Here is a 16,210-nt window from a genome sequence, read left to right on the forward strand (position 1 = left end):
CAGCTCACGCTTCTTTTTAGATAATAGGTATTTGGAATATTCAGATCTAGTCTGTCAGTTTCATCAATAGTTTATCGATGCGGTGTCCATCCATATCAAGCACTTCAAAAATTAGGTTTTTAAATTGGATACGTTCCCCTTCTTCGGGTACATGATCTAACCGGAGGAACACTAAGCCACCTACGGTAGTGACATTACTAATCTCATTTTCATCTTCTTCAGAAAGGCCTATCTCAAATTCATCCAAAAGGGTTTCGATCTGATATTGTCCATCGACAACATAGTCTCCATTTTCTAATTGACGTATTGTTGGACGGACACTGATATCGCTTTCTGCAATGTTGCCTACCAAATCACCAACAATATCCCGTAGCGTAATGATTCCTTGAGGTGACCCATACTCGTCTATGACGACCGCTTGATGAATACTAGATGTCCGCAAGGTATTCATGATACTGTAGGAGGAACTAAACTCGTTCACAAATTTGATGGGCAACATAAGGACTCTTAGGTCAAAAGGCTCATTTTGGAGACATTGTCGAAGTAATGATTTTACATGAACAACTCCTTTAATGTTATCAAGTCCACCTTCACAGACAGGATAGATGGAATAATCATTGTCTAGTATAATCTTGCGGTTTTCTTCAAAGGATTCTGCGAGGTCCAAGAACACAATATTTTTACGGTGAGTCATGAGGTTAACCGCTTTTTTGTCCCCTAAACTTAACAGACGGTCCACGATATCGTGTTCGATTCCTTCAATGACTCCACTATCCACACCCTCATCTACCAGGGCTTTTATTTCTTCTTCCGTGACGCTATTACCGCTGCTTTTAATATTAAGGATTTTGACGATAAACTCTGTTGACATGCTTAGTAACCACACAAATGGCCGAACGATTTTGCTGAGCAGATTCATCGGATAAGAAATAAGCATGGCATACTTTTCTGGAATGGCCATACCTATGCGTTTGGGTACTAGCTCCCCAAGTACCAATGAAAAATAGGTAATAATAAATACAACAATAATTACAGCGAGCTGCTCGCTGTATGGAGCGATAATACTCGATTTATTGAAGACTTCTACTAAGTACGATGATATACTGCCACCAGAAAAAAATCCTGTTAATATCCCGATAAGCGTAATACCTATTTGTACAGTAGACAGAAAGCTGTTTGGCGATTCTTTTAGACTTAACGCTATTTTGGCTGCTGCATTATTTTTATCGCTTTCGGCCTGTAATCTTGCTTTTCTGCTGGATACGATGGATATTTCTGATGCCGACAGTATTCCATTTAGAATAATCAGGGCTAAAATAATAATTGCTTCGGTAAGCATAATGAGTTGAAAGTTTTTACTAGGGCTAATTTACGGAAAAGACCAGCTAAATAGTAGGATTATTATGATTATGTGGAGCATTCATAAAAAAAGCCGTATTTCTTCCAATACGGCTTTTTTAATAGTAAGTGTGTCTTTCTAATTACATTCCACTATCATCTAACATAAAGGTGTTTTTCTTCGTTTTCCATTTTCCTTTCGTGAAATCAGGGAATTCCAACGTCTTATTTCCTTTCGCAATAGATTCGGTAGATAAGGGAAATACTGCACTCATGGTCACAGAATCGTATACATCAATTGGAGTCTGTACCTTTTGTTTCACGGATTGAATGAACGCATTGAATACAAACCAATCCATTCCGCCATGACCAGAACCATTTGCTAATTCTTCATATTTTTTCCAAATTGGGTGGTCATATTTCTTTACCCATTCGTCTGCAGAATCCCAAGTGTGCGGTTTAGATTTACCTTCGATATGTATGCCTTTGGCAACATCCATCCAAATCCCATCTGTTCCTTGTACGCGAAAACCGATAGAATAGGGTCTTGGTAAGTGTGTGTCATGCGTCAATAACATGGTTTCTCCATTCGCACATTGTAACATCGTTTGTGTGATGTCCCCATTTTTGTAATTGATCTTACCATTAGGGTGTCCTGGGGAAACTTTATTGACATACGCAGCCAATCCACGCGCTTTACTTGAGTAAGAAGTAATATGAGTGAATCTGTTTCCTTTGTTGATGTCTACAAATTGCATGATTGGGCCTAATCCGTGTGTAGGGTAAAGATCGCCGTCTTGGTCGATGTTGAATTGTGTGCGCCATTGCGCCTCTGAAATTGCTTTTGGGCCATACTCGACACCTTGACCGTAATAATTTTTTCCGTCGTTGAAAAGCACTTCACGTAAATCATGTTGATAGCCCCCTTCAAGATGTAATAATTCACCGAAAAGCCCTTGTCTATGCATGTTTAATACAGCAAGTACATCGCGCCGAAACGCTACATTTTCTAATGTCATGTAAGGTTTTCCGGTTTCTTCGGAAGCTTTAACAACGTCCCAATGATCTTGCACAGTTAAACCGGCAATAACCTCACACCCTACATATAATCCTGCCTTCATTGCGTCAATAGCTTGGTCTTTGTGGAACTGCCAAGGAGTGGCAATAATAACGGCATCTAAGTTTTCGTTGCTTAACATCTTTTTGTAAGCCTCTTTACCGCCCGTATATTCTTTTGGAAGTTTGGTTCCCTTTGCATTAAATTGTTTACGGCATTGGGCTAAAGATTCTTCTTGAGTGTCACAGATCGCCACAATTTCTAGATCATCTCTATTTAGCGCAATTTGCACATGATTACGTCCTCGAAGACCTACGCCAATAAAGCCAATTTTTATCTTACCATTTGTTTGGGCAAATAAGTCTGTACTTGAAAGGACACCGATTCCAGCTGTAGTGATGGCAGTCGATCTTATGAAATTTCTTCTATCCATTGTTTTGAGATATAGGGAGTTTGTATATTAGTTATTTACTTATTAAAACAGTCTGTTGGACTGGCTATTCTAAACAAATATATTATTTCATTTGCGATAAATGAATGTGCAAACGTTTGCTTAATTTTAATAAATTTCATGCAAACGTTTGATTGAAATAAAAATTATCATTTATTAATTCAATTTGTGATATTGCAAGCACATTGATGATTTAAAAACATAGTTTAATGTCTGATTTTAACCAATTAGTAATAGAGCGCGCGGCAAAACAATTCACATTAGAAGGAGATATCATTTCGGTTCAACCATTTGGTTCTGGTCATATCAATGATACTTATCGTGTAATTACTACTGAAAATACCCAGGTATCGTACTTATTGCAACGGATTAATCACCATGTTTTTCCTAATGTGGATGGACTAATGCACAATATAGCGCTAGTTACCAAGCATCTTAGCGAAAAAGTTAAAGTCGCAAAGGGCAAAAGAGTCAGCGATCACGTATTAACCATTGTCCCGACGATAGACGGGAATTTGTATATCCAAGATGACCGTGGAAATTATTGGCGTATGTTTATCCTAATTGAAGATACGAAGAGTTATGATATTGTTGAAACTGAATTTCAAGCAGCGGAGGGCGGGCGTGCTTTTGGTCTTTTCCAAAAGCAGTTGTCAGATTTGGATGCGTCACTGATCGTTGAAGTTCTTCCTAACTTTCATAATATAGATTTTAGACTTGAAAATCTTCGGAAAGCGATCGCTAAAGACACCTGTAAACGCGTAGCATTGGTGAAAGACAGATTAGATTTTATCTTTAGCCGCGAAGATCGCATGCAGACCATTCTTCAACTAGGTAGCAAGGGTAAACTTCCCCTGCGCATAACCCATAATGATACCAAGTTTAATAATGTGCTCTTGGATCATCATGATAAAATGCAATGCGTGATAGATTTGGATACGGTAATGCCTGGATATGTTGCATACGACTTCGGTGATGCTATTCGGACGATTATAAATCCTGTTGCGGAAGATGAAACCGATGTGTCTAAAATTAGCCTTAATTTGGCTTTGTATAAAGCTTATGCGGAAGGTTATCTCGAAGAAGCGAATGACTTTTTGACGACTATGGAAAAAGAAACATTGGTAGATGGGGCTTTTTTATTGCCTTTTATGCAGGGCGTACGTTTTTTGACTGACTATTTGGAAGGCGACCATTATTACAAAACAAAGTACGAGGATCACAATCTCGTGCGTACAAACACACAACTGAAGCTGGTAGAGGAGATGGAAAGGAATGAAGCATTTATGCGTAAGGTTGTTTTTGATTGCATTTAACAATTTTATACCTTTAATCATATTTGTAAGCTTCTGTCAAGTAGACGAAGCTTTTTTTTTCCAAAAAAAACAGAGTTGAATGAAGAAATTGACTATTTTGCCTATTGCAGCTGATTTGACAAAGGATCTTGATTATAAGACCTTGTCAGAGCTCATGAGTGATCTCGAAACGCAGTCGCTGAGTTATAACAATTGGAGCGAATCCTTCCCATACAAACCCGAAGTACAATTTAAAATTGGTTACACAGCGGAGTACCTAGTATTGCAATATGAGGTCATCGAAGAACAGCTTCGCGGCCACTATTCTGAAGCCAATCAGAATGTATGGGAAGACAGTTGTGTGGAATTTTTTGTGTCATTTGATGGTTGTAAGCATTATTACAACTTAGAATTTAATTTAATTGGAACTGGATTGATCGGTTATGGTACTGCCGAAAAAGCAGCAAGAAATAGGTTAGATACGAGTGAGATAGAAAAGGTTCGTACCTTTTCCTTAATAATGCGTAATGGTAGTGATAAGCGATGGACGATGATTGAGGTAATTCCGCTTTCTATATTTAAGTTTGACGAACTTGTAAACTTGAAAGGTAAAATAATTCATGGTAATTTCTATAAATGTGGTGATCACCTCAAACAGCCACATTTTATCTCCTGGAATAAAATAGAAAACCCAGCTCCTAATTTCCATCTGCCTCAATTCTTTGGCGAAATGGTTTTTGGTTAGGCGTGGAATCTAACTCCGGGCCATTTTTTTTCGCGCCAGCTTTTTAACCAAGAATTTTGTTTGACACGGTTATGCTATTTGGCGTCTGATGTAGCAATTGTCTCGAAATCTGTAGTGTAAATGGCAGGACATATCCCCATTGTCACTTTTCATCTTTGTCACTTTGGAATAAACGCTTCATTCAATGATAAGCCTAGCGTTTTTAGTATCAAAATATAAGCGGAAATTTTTTATCTAATTTAATTTTGTGTTACATAAAATTCTATTTATTAATGTTTTGTGTTGGGTTTGGGAGTCGGTAAACAAAATTATTCTTTGGTTAGATTAAAGAATGTTACCTTTGTGACCTTGATGAGTGCTGTTAATGAAAATGTGAAAAAAATCAACTAATTATTCTTGGTAATTGTTGTAAATTACATTTTTATAAGTTATCTTTGCACCTCAATAATTGAATATACGTAATCATAATAATAATGAAAAAAGATTTGCATCCTTCAAATTACAGATTAGTTGTATTTAAAGATATGTCAAATGACTATGCTTTTATTACAAAATCTTGTGTTGATACTAAAGAAACTATCACATGGGAAGATGGTAATGAGTATCCAGTTGTAAAACTAGAGATCTCTCACACATCACACCCTTTCTATACAGGTAAAATGAAATTGGTTGATACTGCCGGTCGTATCGACAAATTCCGTAGCCGTTACAACAAAAAATAATTGTAGCAGATCTGTATATTACAATATTAAAAACTCGATAAATATGATTTGTCGAGTTTTTTTTATTATTTTTAGGTTGTGAAAATCTTCTTTACCGACTGCTTTGATGCTATCCAGACGTTGGATAGGCTTACCTCCAATTTGACTACTTTCAATAAAAAGACTCTTTATCCACTCACTTTCATTAAATCTTGCTTGGATCTGCGGGTCGGTGTGCTCACTTTACGAGAAAAATGGAAAAAGATAGGTTCGACATATAGTGTTCAGTTCGTTGCCAACTGGGATCATGAGGAAGGGCTTATATTTGTATCCGAAAATCTTGTTCCTTCAACTGCATTAATGGAAGCGTTAAAAAAAATGGATATTGGTGAAGTACTGGTGCAGGATGGCTATGTGTTATGTTATCGTTATACCTGTACTGGCTTTTACCGCGTAACGGAAATAGGATGTGATGTTAGTATTTTAAAAGGAGTCGAAGACCTATTTTTATTGAATGGTCCAGAAATAACAAGGGATTTTAATTTGTTGATTGAAGATGTTAAGTTGCCATGCATATCTGAAACAAATCAACTGCTGGGTAATCATATTTTTATTGCGCATAATGTTAGCATGGAATGTGCAACACTTAATTCACTTCACGGTCCAATATATATTGATGAAGGTGTTACAATCATGGAAGGAGCTCATTTACGTGGTCCTTTATACCTTGGGAGAGGATCGGTTGTAAAAATGGGAACTACCATTTATGGTAATGTTTCCGTGGGAGAGCACGCGGTGGTCGGTGGAGAGATCGGTAATTCGGTTATTGGTGACTTTTCGGCTAAGGGGCATCATGGTTATCTAGGCTGCTCAGTTATCGGGGATTGGTGTAATCTGGGGGCAGGAACGTCCAATTCTAATCTAAAGAATAACTTGAAAACGGTCGCTATTTATGATTATGCATTAAATCGCGACAGGGATACGGGGCTGTTAAAATGTGGATCATTTATCGGTGATTATACACGTATCGGCATTAATTCGGCTTTAAATACGGGTACTGTAATTGGTCTTGCAAGCATGCTGGCAGATACAAGTTTTTATGCTAAATTTGTACCGTCATTTGCCTGGGTGTTTGGAGGGCGTACAGAGACCTATGAATTTGATAAATTCATAGCATATTTAGAGGCTTTATATGCTTCGAAAGGGAAGGTGCTCACAGAGCAGATAAAAGATAAATTGATTCAACTTAACAAGAAATATAATTAAATCGTAAAATCATGCGTAGAAAAATCGTAGCTGGTAATTGGAAAATGAATTTGGACTATCAATCAGGATTAAGTTTATTTTCCGAAATTATCAATATGGCCAAAGATGAAGTGATTGGAAATCAAGAATTGGTTGTTTGCAGCCCATTTATACATTTGTCAAGTCTCGGACAATTGTCTAAAAATGTGGCAAATGTAAATATCGGTGCACAGAATATTCATCAAGCTGAGTCTGGAGCCTATACAGGTGAAATTTCAGCTTCACAAGTAAAATCAGTCGGTGCTTCACATGTTATTTTAGGCCATTCCGAAAGACGTGCTTATTTTGGTGAAACAGATGCATTATTGGCATCAAAAGTAGATATTGCTCTGAAACATAGCTTAACTCCAATTTTTTGTATTGGAGAAACAAAGGAAGAACGTGAATCTGGTGCTTTCTTCGATGTGATTAAAACACAATTGACTGCAGGCTTGTTCCACTTGTCGAAAGAAGCGTTTGGAGCAGTAGTCTTAGCTTATGAACCTGTATGGGCTATTGGTACGGGGTTAACAGCGAGTCCGGAGCAAGCACAAGAGGTGCATAATTTCATCCGTAAGGTTCTTGCTGATCACTATGGTCAGGAGGTTGCTGATGATACGAGTATTCTTTATGGAGGATCTTGTAATCCTGGCAATGCGAAAGAGCTATTTGCTCAGGCAGATATCGACGGTGGTTTGATTGGAGGAGCATCTTTAAAATCAAGAGATTTTATTGATATCGCTAAAGTATTTAACGGCTAATTTTTAGAAATGAAATACATAGAGGTTATCTTTCAAATGCGATCAGGTGAAGAGTGGCAAAAGGATTTGTTGATATCTGATTTAGCTGATATTGGCTTTGATACTTTTGAGGATACCGAATCTGGATTTGCAGCCTATATTCCGGCTGCAAATCTTGACTTGCAGGCGTTAGAGACGTTGATGATGCAACTGTATGAAGGCCTAGAGGTCGATTATAAAGTGCAGGAAATAGAAAATCAGAATTGGAATAAACTTTGGGAAAGTAACTTTAACCCAATTGAGGTTGGTGGACAATGCTACGTGCGCGCCACTTTTCATGCAGCAAGAACGGAATTTCCATACGAAATTATTATAGACCCCAAGATGTCTTTTGGAACAGGTCACCATCAAACAACATCGATGATGCTCCAATATATTTTGGAGAATGACTTTAGTAGAAAGCAAGTTTTGGACATGGGTTGTGGTACAGGGATCCTAGCAATTCTGGCATCAAAGAAGGGAGCTGATGCTGTATTGGCGGTAGATTATGATGAAATTTGTGTGGAAAGTGTAATTGAAAATAGAGCGCTTAATCATGTTGAGCATATTCAGGCTCTCTGTGGATCTTACGAGCTATTGGAAGGTCGGAGCTTTGATGTAATTTTAGCAAATATTAATCGTAATATCTTGTTAGAGCAATTGCCACAATATGCGTTGAGTATCCACACAGGGGGAGAGTTATACTTAAGTGGTTTCTATGAGCAAGAAGATTTACCAATCTTAATAGATGCAGCAACATCATTAGGATTTGAGTTTATCTCCAATAAGGTTTTAAACAATTGGTGTGCAGCCAAATTTGTGAAGCGGTAATTTACTATGCGGATTCATTTTATAGCGGTAGGTGGTAGTGTGATGCATAACCTTGCTATTTCATTGGCAAAACAAGGGCATCAAGTAACAGGTTCAGACGATCAGATCGTGGAGCCTTCTCGTTCTCATCTAATTGAAGCAGGGTTACTTCCTGATCAACTCGGGTGGTTTGACGAAAGAGTGACTGAGGATATCGATGCTGTTATCTTGGGAGCTCATGCACAAGCTGATAATCCCGAGCTAAAGCGGGCACAAGCATTAGGTCTTAAAATTTATTCTTTTCCAGAATTTATTCAAGAGCTTTCGCAAGATAAAATTAGAGTAGTTATTGCGGGAAGTTACGGTAAGACGACGATCACGAGCATGGTCATGCACGTGATGCGATTTTTAGGAAAAGAATTTGACTATTTAGTAGGAGCGCAGCTAAGAGGCTTTGATAAGTTGGTAGATATCACCAAACATAATAAGATTATTATTATCGAAGGAGATGAATATGTTTCATCTAAGATTGACCCTAAGTCTAAATTCCTGTATTATAAACCCAACATAGCCCTGATTTCGGGTATTATGTGGAATGAGTTTAATTCGAAAATATCCCAAGAGGAATATATTAAACAATTTGAAGATTTTATTGACTCTATTCCGCCTAAAGGTACGCTAATATATAATAAGGAAGATCTTGTTTTACAGAAAGTTCTGCAAGATACGAAAGATTGTAAGATCAATAGACATGGTTATAAAATTCCTGATTATACGATTAATAAAGGGGTAACGTATATCAATACGCCAGATGGTGATGTTCCATTGCAGGTTTTCGGTAAGCATAACCTATCTAATATTGCAGGAGCGTATACAATTTGTGAATGGTTGGGAATTAAAAAGAAAGAATTCTTTGAAGCGATCAAAAGCTTTAATACTTCGATCCGCTATTTGGAGTTTGTTGCAAGTTCTGAAGGATCTGTGGTGTATCAGGATTATGCGTGTAACGCGGATAAAGTCAAGTCAAGTATTCATGCCGTAAAAGAGCAGTTTCCTAATCAGAAATTGGTTACAATTATCGAATTAAACTCGTATGATAGTCTAGATTCATCGTTTTTGTTACAATATGCGAACTCTATGAGAGAGTCGGATGTATCTGTAGTTTACGTGAATATAAATTCCTGTAAAGAACTTAATAAAGATATTGAAAGTGTCCCAATTAATATCAAGGATAGTTTTAATAGTCCTGATTTAGAGGTTGTTGTAAGTCTGGAGGGGCTCTATTCCTTTTTGGATGGTGTCAAGTCAAAGGGGTACAATTTACTTCTTATGAGTTTAAATAATTATAATGGGGTTAATCTATCGGTGCTTGCTGATCGATTTTTTAGGGATTTTTAGAGAAAAAAATATAATTTAATGTAAATTAAGTTGTAATTTATTATTTTTGTTTAAAATATCTACCAGATGAATGCATTAGGAAAAAAAATCAGATTACTTAGACACCAAAAAGGGTGGAGTCAAGAGGATGTTGCAAAGCGATTGGATATCTCAATCCCAGCATTTTCTAAAATTGAAACAGGGATTACAGATGTAAATTTGTCTCGCCTGAATCAAATCTCAAAATTATTCAATTTGACAGTTGTTCAACTTTTATCTACTTCAGATTCTGAAGAAGATAAGGAATATGTAAATGAGGTGAATGCTTTGACGCAAAAATTACAACAACGCGATGGCGAAGTAATTGAATTGCAGAAGAAAGTTATTGACCTTTATGAGCAATTGCACAAGAGATAGGACATATTAAAATTGTTACTGAAAAGGCAATCCAAAGGGTTGCCTTTTTTTGTTTATGCAACTTTATTTTGGTCAAAAGTGATTTTGTTTTTGTTTCTTTGTAAATATTTTATCAAAAAATAAAGGTTGATTATTTATGGGTAGATTAAACGGGGATATTGCTAATAGCCCGTCGACTGATTTTTTTAAATCAAATGTGTTAGGACAGCGTTCGGGACTCTTTGTCCTTTTTTTTACTGAGATGTGGGAGCGTTTTTCGTTCTACGGAATGCGAGTACTTTTAATGCAGTTTCTAACCGCGGCTGTCATTCAAGGTAGTCCATTCTCGGGATGGTCCTGGACGGCTCAACAAGCAGGGGCACTTTATGGTACATATGCTATGATGCTCTACTTAACTCCTATTCTAGGAGGGATTATTGCAGATAAATATATTGGATCGCGTAAAGCAGTTATCATTGGATCAGCGATTATGACGCTTGGGCATGCTGCCATGGCTTTTGATACCTCCATTATGTTTTTCCTTGGTTTGGTCTGTCTAGTTATAGGAACAGGCTTTTTCAAACCGAACATGCCCTCTATTCTAGGAGAAATGTATAAAGATCTGCCGGAGAAAAAAGATGGTGCTTATACCATTTTCTACATGGGAGTTAATGCTGGTGCTTTCTTTGGCATGATGTTATGTGGATATATTGCCGAAACCTATGGTTGGCACTGGGGATTTGGATTGGCTGGTATCTTTATGCTTTTAGGAACGTTGCAGTTCGTTTTCGCAAAACCGCTAATGGGCAATCTTGGTGTTTTGAGTAAGTCTTTGGTTGAAGGGCATAAAGTTGTTACTGAGGATACCGATACCAGAAATCCATTTACCCTGCGTGATTACGTATTGATAGCTGTAGTCTCTATTATTGGGTTCGTATATGCTTTTAATGATCCATTGTCTAAGAATGGTATTGTGGATGTATTCTCACGTTTGGATACCCCATTTTTAAGAGGACAGTATATCATGGTAATCGTAGCGTTGATTCTCTTTGTATATCTGATTGTTACGCGCATACTGCGTTATGATAAAGTGGTTAGGGACCGTATGTTTGCCGTAGTATTACTGGCCTTTTTTCTGGTATTCTTCTTTATGAGTTTTGAACAAGGAGCAACTTCATTAGTTATTGTGGCAAGGGATAACATTGATCGAGTCCTTAGCGGGGCTGCATTAACAACTTTTAATGTGGTGAACGGCTTGTTAACCATTGTCCCCCTTTCAATTATTACTTGGGTTCTGATCAAATTGGCGAAAGTAACCTGGAATAAAATCGCGATCTCCAATATCGTATTGTTCATCTGTTTTGGTTTGATTTGGGGGGCTGCTATTTGGATGCTATATAAAGAATTTAACAAGGAGGCGTCAGAAATTAAAGTCTCTTGGTTTTCTATCCTAAACTCATTTTTTATTATTGCACTTGCTTCTTCTGTATCCAAAATTTGGGAGTCTAAATACAATCCTTCTGCGGCTTTTAAATATGGCTTTGGTCTGATCTTAGTTGCTATTGGATTTTTAATTATTGGATTAGGATCACTGGGGATAAGTCAAGGTACTAAAATCTCGATGGTATTTTTGGTGCTAACCTATTTGTTCCATACATTGGGTGAATTATTTATTTCGCCTGTAGGTCTATCTTATGTGTCGAAATTAGTGCCCGCACGGATGCTTGCTTTTATGTTTGGAATTTGGTATTTAGCAATCGCCATTGCGCAGAAGGTTGCGGCCGTATTAGGGGGACAGGTAGAGACCATTCAAGAGGAACACTCATTGAGCTACTTTTTCTTCTTGTTTACTGCAATTCCAGCTTTGGCAGGCTTGCTAGTAATGCTGTTTAATCCTTTGATTAAGCGATTGATGCACGGAATTAAATAATAACTATATAAGCTTCTTCTACGAAAGAAGCTTTTTTGATTAATATAAATTAGTATGGAGGTTAGTACAAGGGAGTCGCTAGAAGAGATTCAAAATTTTGAAGGAAAGTATCCAAAACAAATCTGGAGTTTATTCTTTTCCGAGATGTGGGAAAGATTTTGTTTCTACGGTATGCGCGGTATGTTGGTGTTCTTTATGATCACCCAACTAAACTTTGCTGAGAAGGATGCAAATTTGCAGTATGGGGCGACACAAGCGTTTGTCTATGCATTTACATTCATTGGTGGATTATTTGCAGACAAAATCCTAGGTTTTAGAAAGTCTTTATTTTGGGGTGGTTTATTGATGATCGTAGGAAGTCTTTTTCTTGCAGGGGACCCACATAAATATTTCTTTTTTGGTTTATCATTTATCATTATAGGTACTGGTTTTTTTAAACCTAATATTTCGACGATGGTGGGCGAATTGTATAAAAAAGGTGATGTTCGTCGAGACGGAGGATTTTCATTATTTTATGCTGGAATAAATTTGGGTGCTTTCTTAGGAGGGTATATCTGTGTTGCTATCGGGAAGGGATATATGCTTGCCTCATTGATTTCTGAGGGGCATCGGTGGAATGTCGCTTTTGGTTTGGCGGCAGTAGGCATGCTGGTAAGTTTAGTGAATTTTCATTTTACCAAAAGACATTTGGGCCCTATTGGACTTCAGCCGGGGGATCCCGATGCGATTGTCAAAACAAAGGCACTTCCAAAATGGGCAGAATATGGCGTATATACTGCGACATTAATTTTTATTCCCATCGTTCAGATTATGGTGTCAAAAACGCAATATACTGACTATTTTATGTATACGATAGGCCCTTTGACACTGCTGTATCTTTTCTATGAAATGTCTAAAGTGACATCAGAGGAACGTAATAAATTGATTGCTGCTTTGGTATTTATACTTTTCTCTATTATTTTTTGGGGAATATATGAACAGAGTGGGGGGTCATTGAGCATTTTTGCTGCAAAACATCTGAATGATTCTTTGTTAGGCGTGATGAAGCTGGATCCGAATGGTGTTAACAATTCCGGGGGAGCACTATTTATTATCGTATTAGCACCTCTTTTTGGTCTTTTCTGGATTTGGTTGGGTAAGCGCAAGTTAGAGCCAAACACCATTATTAAGTTTGGTCTTGGTTTTGTTTTCTTGGGATTAGGATATTATGTTCTCTTTGCTACGCGCTTATTTGCTTTTAATGGTATGGCGTCATTGGATATCTTCACGCTGGCGCTACTCGTCATCACGGTGGGAGAGCTCTGTCTTTCACCCATTGGTCTTTCGATTATGACAAAATTATCCCCAGCGCGATTGCAAGGTATTATGATGGGAATGTGGTTCTTGGCTAGCGCTTACGGACAATACGTAGCTGGTTTGATTGGTGCAAGTATGGCCGAAGCTAAGGAGGGAAGCTCATTAGCTGATAAATTGTTAGCATATACAGACAGTTATAAGCAATTGGGATTATACTCTTTGATTGCGGGAGTGGTGCTTATCGCTCTCTCTCCATTTGTACGAAAATTGATGGGCAATGTAAAGTAAGTGAAAGATTTGAAACTTCGTTACGGATAACATAAAAAAAGNNCTTTTTTTATGTTATCCGTAAATCCATTTGAATTTATAATCTTTTTCCGGAACCTTCATACGGTCTGCCAGTCTAATCAAACGATCGGGTAGTTTTAGGAGATAATCTCTCGCTTTTTCCCCTTTATCATTCAGTCCTGTTACCTGATCAATGTTCCATTCACTATTCAGCTCTTTTAAGATATCAACGTAGTCCAAAGCTGTATATACCCCCAACCGCTGGGCGGCGTCAGAGAAATGCGCAAACGCCTCTCCTTGAGGCTCGCCTGCTTCTCTTAAAAATTGGGCAGGCATAACTATTTTTTTACGCATCATGTCTTCAAATGCGATCATGACTTCACTTGGATCTACAGTAATTGCTTTTGAAATAAAAGACATATAGGCTTTGGCATGACGTGCTTCATCAGAGGCGATGACACCACACATTTTTGCCAAAAGTTTATCGCCGCCTTTTTTGGAAAGGCCGGATACACGACGATGGGAAACATTGGTTGCCAATTCCTGGAATGAAGTATAAATAAAATTCCGGTATGGGTCAGCGCCAGTACCGATATCAAAACCATCTTGAATAAGGTATTGCGTAGACATTTCAAATTGGCGCATGTCTATTCTACCCGACAAATAAAGGTATTTGTTCAAAAGATCACCATGACGATTTTCTTCAGCTGTCCAAGCGCGTACCCATTTCATCCATCCTCCCTGCTCGTTTTTGTCGACATCTTCTACCATAGTCAACCAGGATTCATAAGTCGGAAGAGCCTCTTCGGTGATGGTATCTCCAACTAATACAGCGACCAAATCATAAGAGAGCTCTTTTGCACTTTCCTGCAACTCTCTTACTTCCTCAAAAAAAGTATCCCTAGAAGAATCCGGAAGAAAATCGGCAGGTTGCCACATTTCTTCAACAGGCTTCAGGTATTCGCTCATCTCATTGAGCATGAACGGTTCCAAATAGGCCATCACTTCTTTACGTGAGCCTTCTGGTAAATTTAGAGGTAATTCTTGCATATTATTACAAAGGTACTAAATAGCATCTATAATTTATAAAAGCTAACTATAATTGTTAAAACGGCAAAATTGCTTTTTTATTGGACAGCGTCTCTGGAGCGCTGTCGATAATGACATAAAAAACAGATTGACCATCCTGTATTCTATAAAATACTATTAACTTTGTATAAATTATTTAGACAAAGTTGGAAAGATTTAATATAGATAAAATACGTGCTGATTTTCCCATTCTCAAAAGAGAGGTAAATGGTAAGCCATTGGTTTATTTGGATAACGGCGCAACAACACAGAAACCAAGTGCTGTTATCGATTCGATTGTACGCTATTATACCGATATGAATAGTAATGTGCACCGCGGTGTGCATTATCTTAGTCAAATATCAACGGACGCTTTTGAAATAACTCGAAAAAAAGTTCAAGCCTTTATTCATGCAGCAGATGACAAAGAGGTTATTATCACTAAAGGGACCACAGATGGTATTAATCTTATTGCTACTTGCTATGGCCGAGCTTTTATCCATGCTGGTGATGAGATTATTATTTCAGCAATGGAGCACCACTCTAATATTGTGCCTTGGCAGATGCTTTGTGACGAAAAGGGTTGTAAGATCCGGGTTATTCCAATGAATGACAAAGGTGAACTCGATATGGTCGCGTACGAGAATTTGTTAAATGAAAAAACCAAATTAGTTGCAGTGACCTATGTGTCAAATGCGCTCGGGACAATCAATCCAGTGGGTGAGATTATTTCAATGGCCCACCAGTATGGAGCTGTCGTGTTGGTTGATGCTGCTCAAGCCGTGCAACATATAAAAATTGATGTTCAAAAACTTGACGTCGATTTTTTGGTGTTTTCAGGCCATAAAATGTATGGACCTACAGGAGTAGGCGTGTTATACGGTAAAGAAGATTTGTTAAACGCGATGCCGCCTTATCAAGGTGGTGGAGATATGATTAAAGAGGTCACCTTTGAAAAAACAACGTATAATGAATTACCTTTTAAATTTGAGGCCGGTACACCTAATATTGAGGCTGGTATCTGTTTGAATGAGGCGATCGATTATATCAATTCAATTGGTCTGGAAAGTATTGAAGCCTACGAACTTGAATTGTTGCAGTACGCTACAGAGAAGCTATCTGAAGTTTCGGGAATACGGTTTATAGGTACAGCCGAGCATAAGTGTTCTGTGATATCCTTTTTAATAGAAGGTACACATCCTTATGATGTCGGTGTTATCTTAGATAAATTGGGGATTGCTGTCCGTACGGGACACCACTGTGCGCAGCCTGTCATGGATCGGTTTGGAATACCAGGGACTATCCGTGCTTCTTTAGCCGTGTATAATACAAAAGAGGAAATAGATGCTTTGGTTGCGGGAATTCAGCGCGCGGTGAACATGTTGATTTAATAGA

At 37.9% G+C, this 16,210-nt stretch carries 14 protein-coding genes; 11 read left to right on the plus strand and 3 right to left on the minus strand.

What is annotated here, in order from left to right:
• Positions 1-46 precede the first annotated feature (46 nt).
• Together B3139_RS20770 and B3139_RS20775 are read right to left on the minus strand one after the other, a co-directional pair.
• A complete protein-coding gene (locus tag B3139_RS20770) occupies positions 47-1,339 on the minus strand; it encodes a hemolysin family protein (RefSeq protein ID WP_293885489.1) in 1,293 nt (430 codons plus the stop codon).
• A 142-nt stretch (positions 1,340-1,481) separates the two neighbouring features.
• Positions 1,482-2,828, minus strand: coding sequence for a Gfo/Idh/MocA family protein (locus B3139_RS20775; protein ID WP_293885490.1), 1,347 nt, complete (start codon positions 2,826-2,828; stop codon positions 1,482-1,484).
• A gap of 227 nt (positions 2,829-3,055) precedes the next feature.
• Here B3139_RS20775 and B3139_RS20780 point away from each other — a divergent pair, with 227 nt between their 5' ends.
• The 10 genes from B3139_RS20780 (at position 3,056) to B3139_RS20825 (ending at position 13,747) form a co-directional block, all read left to right on the plus strand.
• Entirely contained in the window at positions 3,056-4,162 is a 1,107-nt protein-coding gene (locus B3139_RS20780; RefSeq protein WP_293885492.1) for a phosphotransferase enzyme family protein, read from the plus strand.
• A 79-nt stretch (positions 4,163-4,241) separates the two neighbouring features.
• Positions 4,242-4,886, plus strand: a complete 645-nt coding sequence (locus B3139_RS20785; protein WP_293885494.1) for a carbohydrate-binding family 9-like protein — start codon at positions 4,242-4,244, stop codon at positions 4,884-4,886.
• 473 nt (positions 4,887-5,359) lie between these two features.
• Complete coding sequence (locus B3139_RS20790; protein WP_209578846.1) at positions 5,360-5,608, plus strand: type B 50S ribosomal protein L31; 249 nt, start codon at positions 5,360-5,362, stop codon at positions 5,606-5,608.
• Between the two features lie 78 nt (positions 5,609-5,686).
• Positions 5,687-6,853, plus strand: coding sequence for a putative sugar nucleotidyl transferase (locus tag B3139_RS20795; RefSeq protein ID WP_293885497.1), 1,167 nt, complete (start codon positions 5,687-5,689; stop codon positions 6,851-6,853).
• A gap of 11 nt (positions 6,854-6,864) precedes the next feature.
• A complete protein-coding gene (gene tpiA / locus B3139_RS20800) occupies positions 6,865-7,632 on the plus strand; it encodes a triose-phosphate isomerase (protein WP_293885499.1) in 768 nt (255 codons plus the stop codon).
• 9 nt (positions 7,633-7,641) lie between these two features.
• Positions 7,642-8,481, plus strand: coding sequence for a 50S ribosomal protein L11 methyltransferase (prmA, locus tag B3139_RS20805; protein ID WP_293885501.1), 840 nt, complete (start codon positions 7,642-7,644; stop codon positions 8,479-8,481).
• A gap of 6 nt (positions 8,482-8,487) precedes the next feature.
• On the plus strand, positions 8,488-9,858 hold the full coding sequence (locus B3139_RS20810; protein WP_293885502.1) for a Mur ligase domain-containing protein: 1,371 nt from the start codon (positions 8,488-8,490) through the stop codon (positions 9,856-9,858).
• A 66-nt stretch (positions 9,859-9,924) separates the two neighbouring features.
• The gene (locus tag B3139_RS20815; protein ID WP_070566095.1) at positions 9,925-10,254 is read left to right on the plus strand and encodes a helix-turn-helix domain-containing protein; all 330 of its coding nucleotides are present in this window, start codon (positions 9,925-9,927) and stop codon (positions 10,252-10,254) included.
• A 136-nt stretch (positions 10,255-10,390) separates the two neighbouring features.
• Complete coding sequence (locus tag B3139_RS20820) at positions 10,391-12,163, plus strand: peptide MFS transporter (RefSeq protein ID WP_293885507.1); 1,773 nt, start codon at positions 10,391-10,393, stop codon at positions 12,161-12,163.
• 54 nt (positions 12,164-12,217) lie between these two features.
• Complete coding sequence (locus tag B3139_RS20825) at positions 12,218-13,747, plus strand: peptide MFS transporter (RefSeq protein ID WP_293885509.1); 1,530 nt, start codon at positions 12,218-12,220, stop codon at positions 13,745-13,747.
• A 54-nt stretch (positions 13,748-13,801) separates the two neighbouring features.
• On the opposite strand, the gene B3139_RS20830 is transcribed toward B3139_RS20825, so the two are convergent.
• A complete protein-coding gene (locus B3139_RS20830; protein ID WP_209578839.1) occupies positions 13,802-14,797 on the minus strand; it encodes an acyl-ACP desaturase in 996 nt (331 codons plus the stop codon).
• 185 nt (positions 14,798-14,982) lie between these two features.
• On the opposite strand from B3139_RS20830, the gene B3139_RS20835 reads away from it, so the two are divergent.
• Positions 14,983-16,206 carry a cysteine desulfurase gene (locus tag B3139_RS20835; RefSeq protein ID WP_209578838.1) on the plus strand — a complete coding sequence of 408 codons (1,224 nt, stop codon included), beginning with the start codon at positions 14,983-14,985 and terminating at the stop codon, positions 16,204-16,206.
• The last annotated feature ends 4 nt before the right edge of the window (positions 16,207-16,210 follow it).

Origin of the sequence: Sphingobacterium sp. UBA1498 (assembly GCF_002325125.1) — a bacterium.
Classification (GTDB): Bacteria; Bacteroidota; Bacteroidia; order Sphingobacteriales; family Sphingobacteriaceae; genus Sphingobacterium.

What these genes read in the sequence shown, in the direction of transcription:
- B3139_RS20790 (WP_209578846.1), top strand. Translation starts at nt 5,360, where the DNA reads ATGAAAAAAGATTTGCATCCTTCAAATTACAGATTAGTTGTATTTAAA.
- B3139_RS20820 (WP_293885507.1), top strand. Translation starts at nt 10,391, where the DNA reads ATGGGTAGATTAAACGGGGATATTGCTAATAGCCCGTCGACTGATTTT.
- B3139_RS20780 (WP_293885492.1), top strand. Translation starts at nt 3,056, where the DNA reads ATGTCTGATTTTAACCAATTAGTAATAGAGCGCGCGGCAAAACAATTC.
- B3139_RS20775 (WP_293885490.1), bottom strand. Translation starts at nt 2,828, where the DNA reads ATGGATAGAAGAAATTTCATAAGATCGACTGCCATCACTACAGCTGGA.
- B3139_RS20830 (WP_209578839.1), bottom strand. Translation starts at nt 14,797, where the DNA reads ATGCAAGAATTACCTCTAAATTTACCAGAAGGCTCACGTAAAGAAGTG.
- tpiA (WP_293885499.1), top strand. Translation starts at nt 6,865, where the DNA reads ATGCGTAGAAAAATCGTAGCTGGTAATTGGAAAATGAATTTGGACTAT.
- B3139_RS20785 (WP_293885494.1), top strand. Translation starts at nt 4,242, where the DNA reads ATGAAGAAATTGACTATTTTGCCTATTGCAGCTGATTTGACAAAGGAT.
- B3139_RS20810 (WP_293885502.1), top strand. Translation starts at nt 8,488, where the DNA reads ATGCGGATTCATTTTATAGCGGTAGGTGGTAGTGTGATGCATAACCTT.
- B3139_RS20815 (WP_070566095.1), top strand. Translation starts at nt 9,925, where the DNA reads ATGAATGCATTAGGAAAAAAAATCAGATTACTTAGACACCAAAAAGGG.
- B3139_RS20825 (WP_293885509.1), top strand. Translation starts at nt 12,218, where the DNA reads ATGGAGGTTAGTACAAGGGAGTCGCTAGAAGAGATTCAAAATTTTGAA.
- prmA (WP_293885501.1), top strand. Translation starts at nt 7,642, where the DNA reads ATGAAATACATAGAGGTTATCTTTCAAATGCGATCAGGTGAAGAGTGG.
- B3139_RS20770 (WP_293885489.1), bottom strand. Translation starts at nt 1,339, where the DNA reads ATGCTTACCGAAGCAATTATTATTTTAGCCCTGATTATTCTAAATGGA.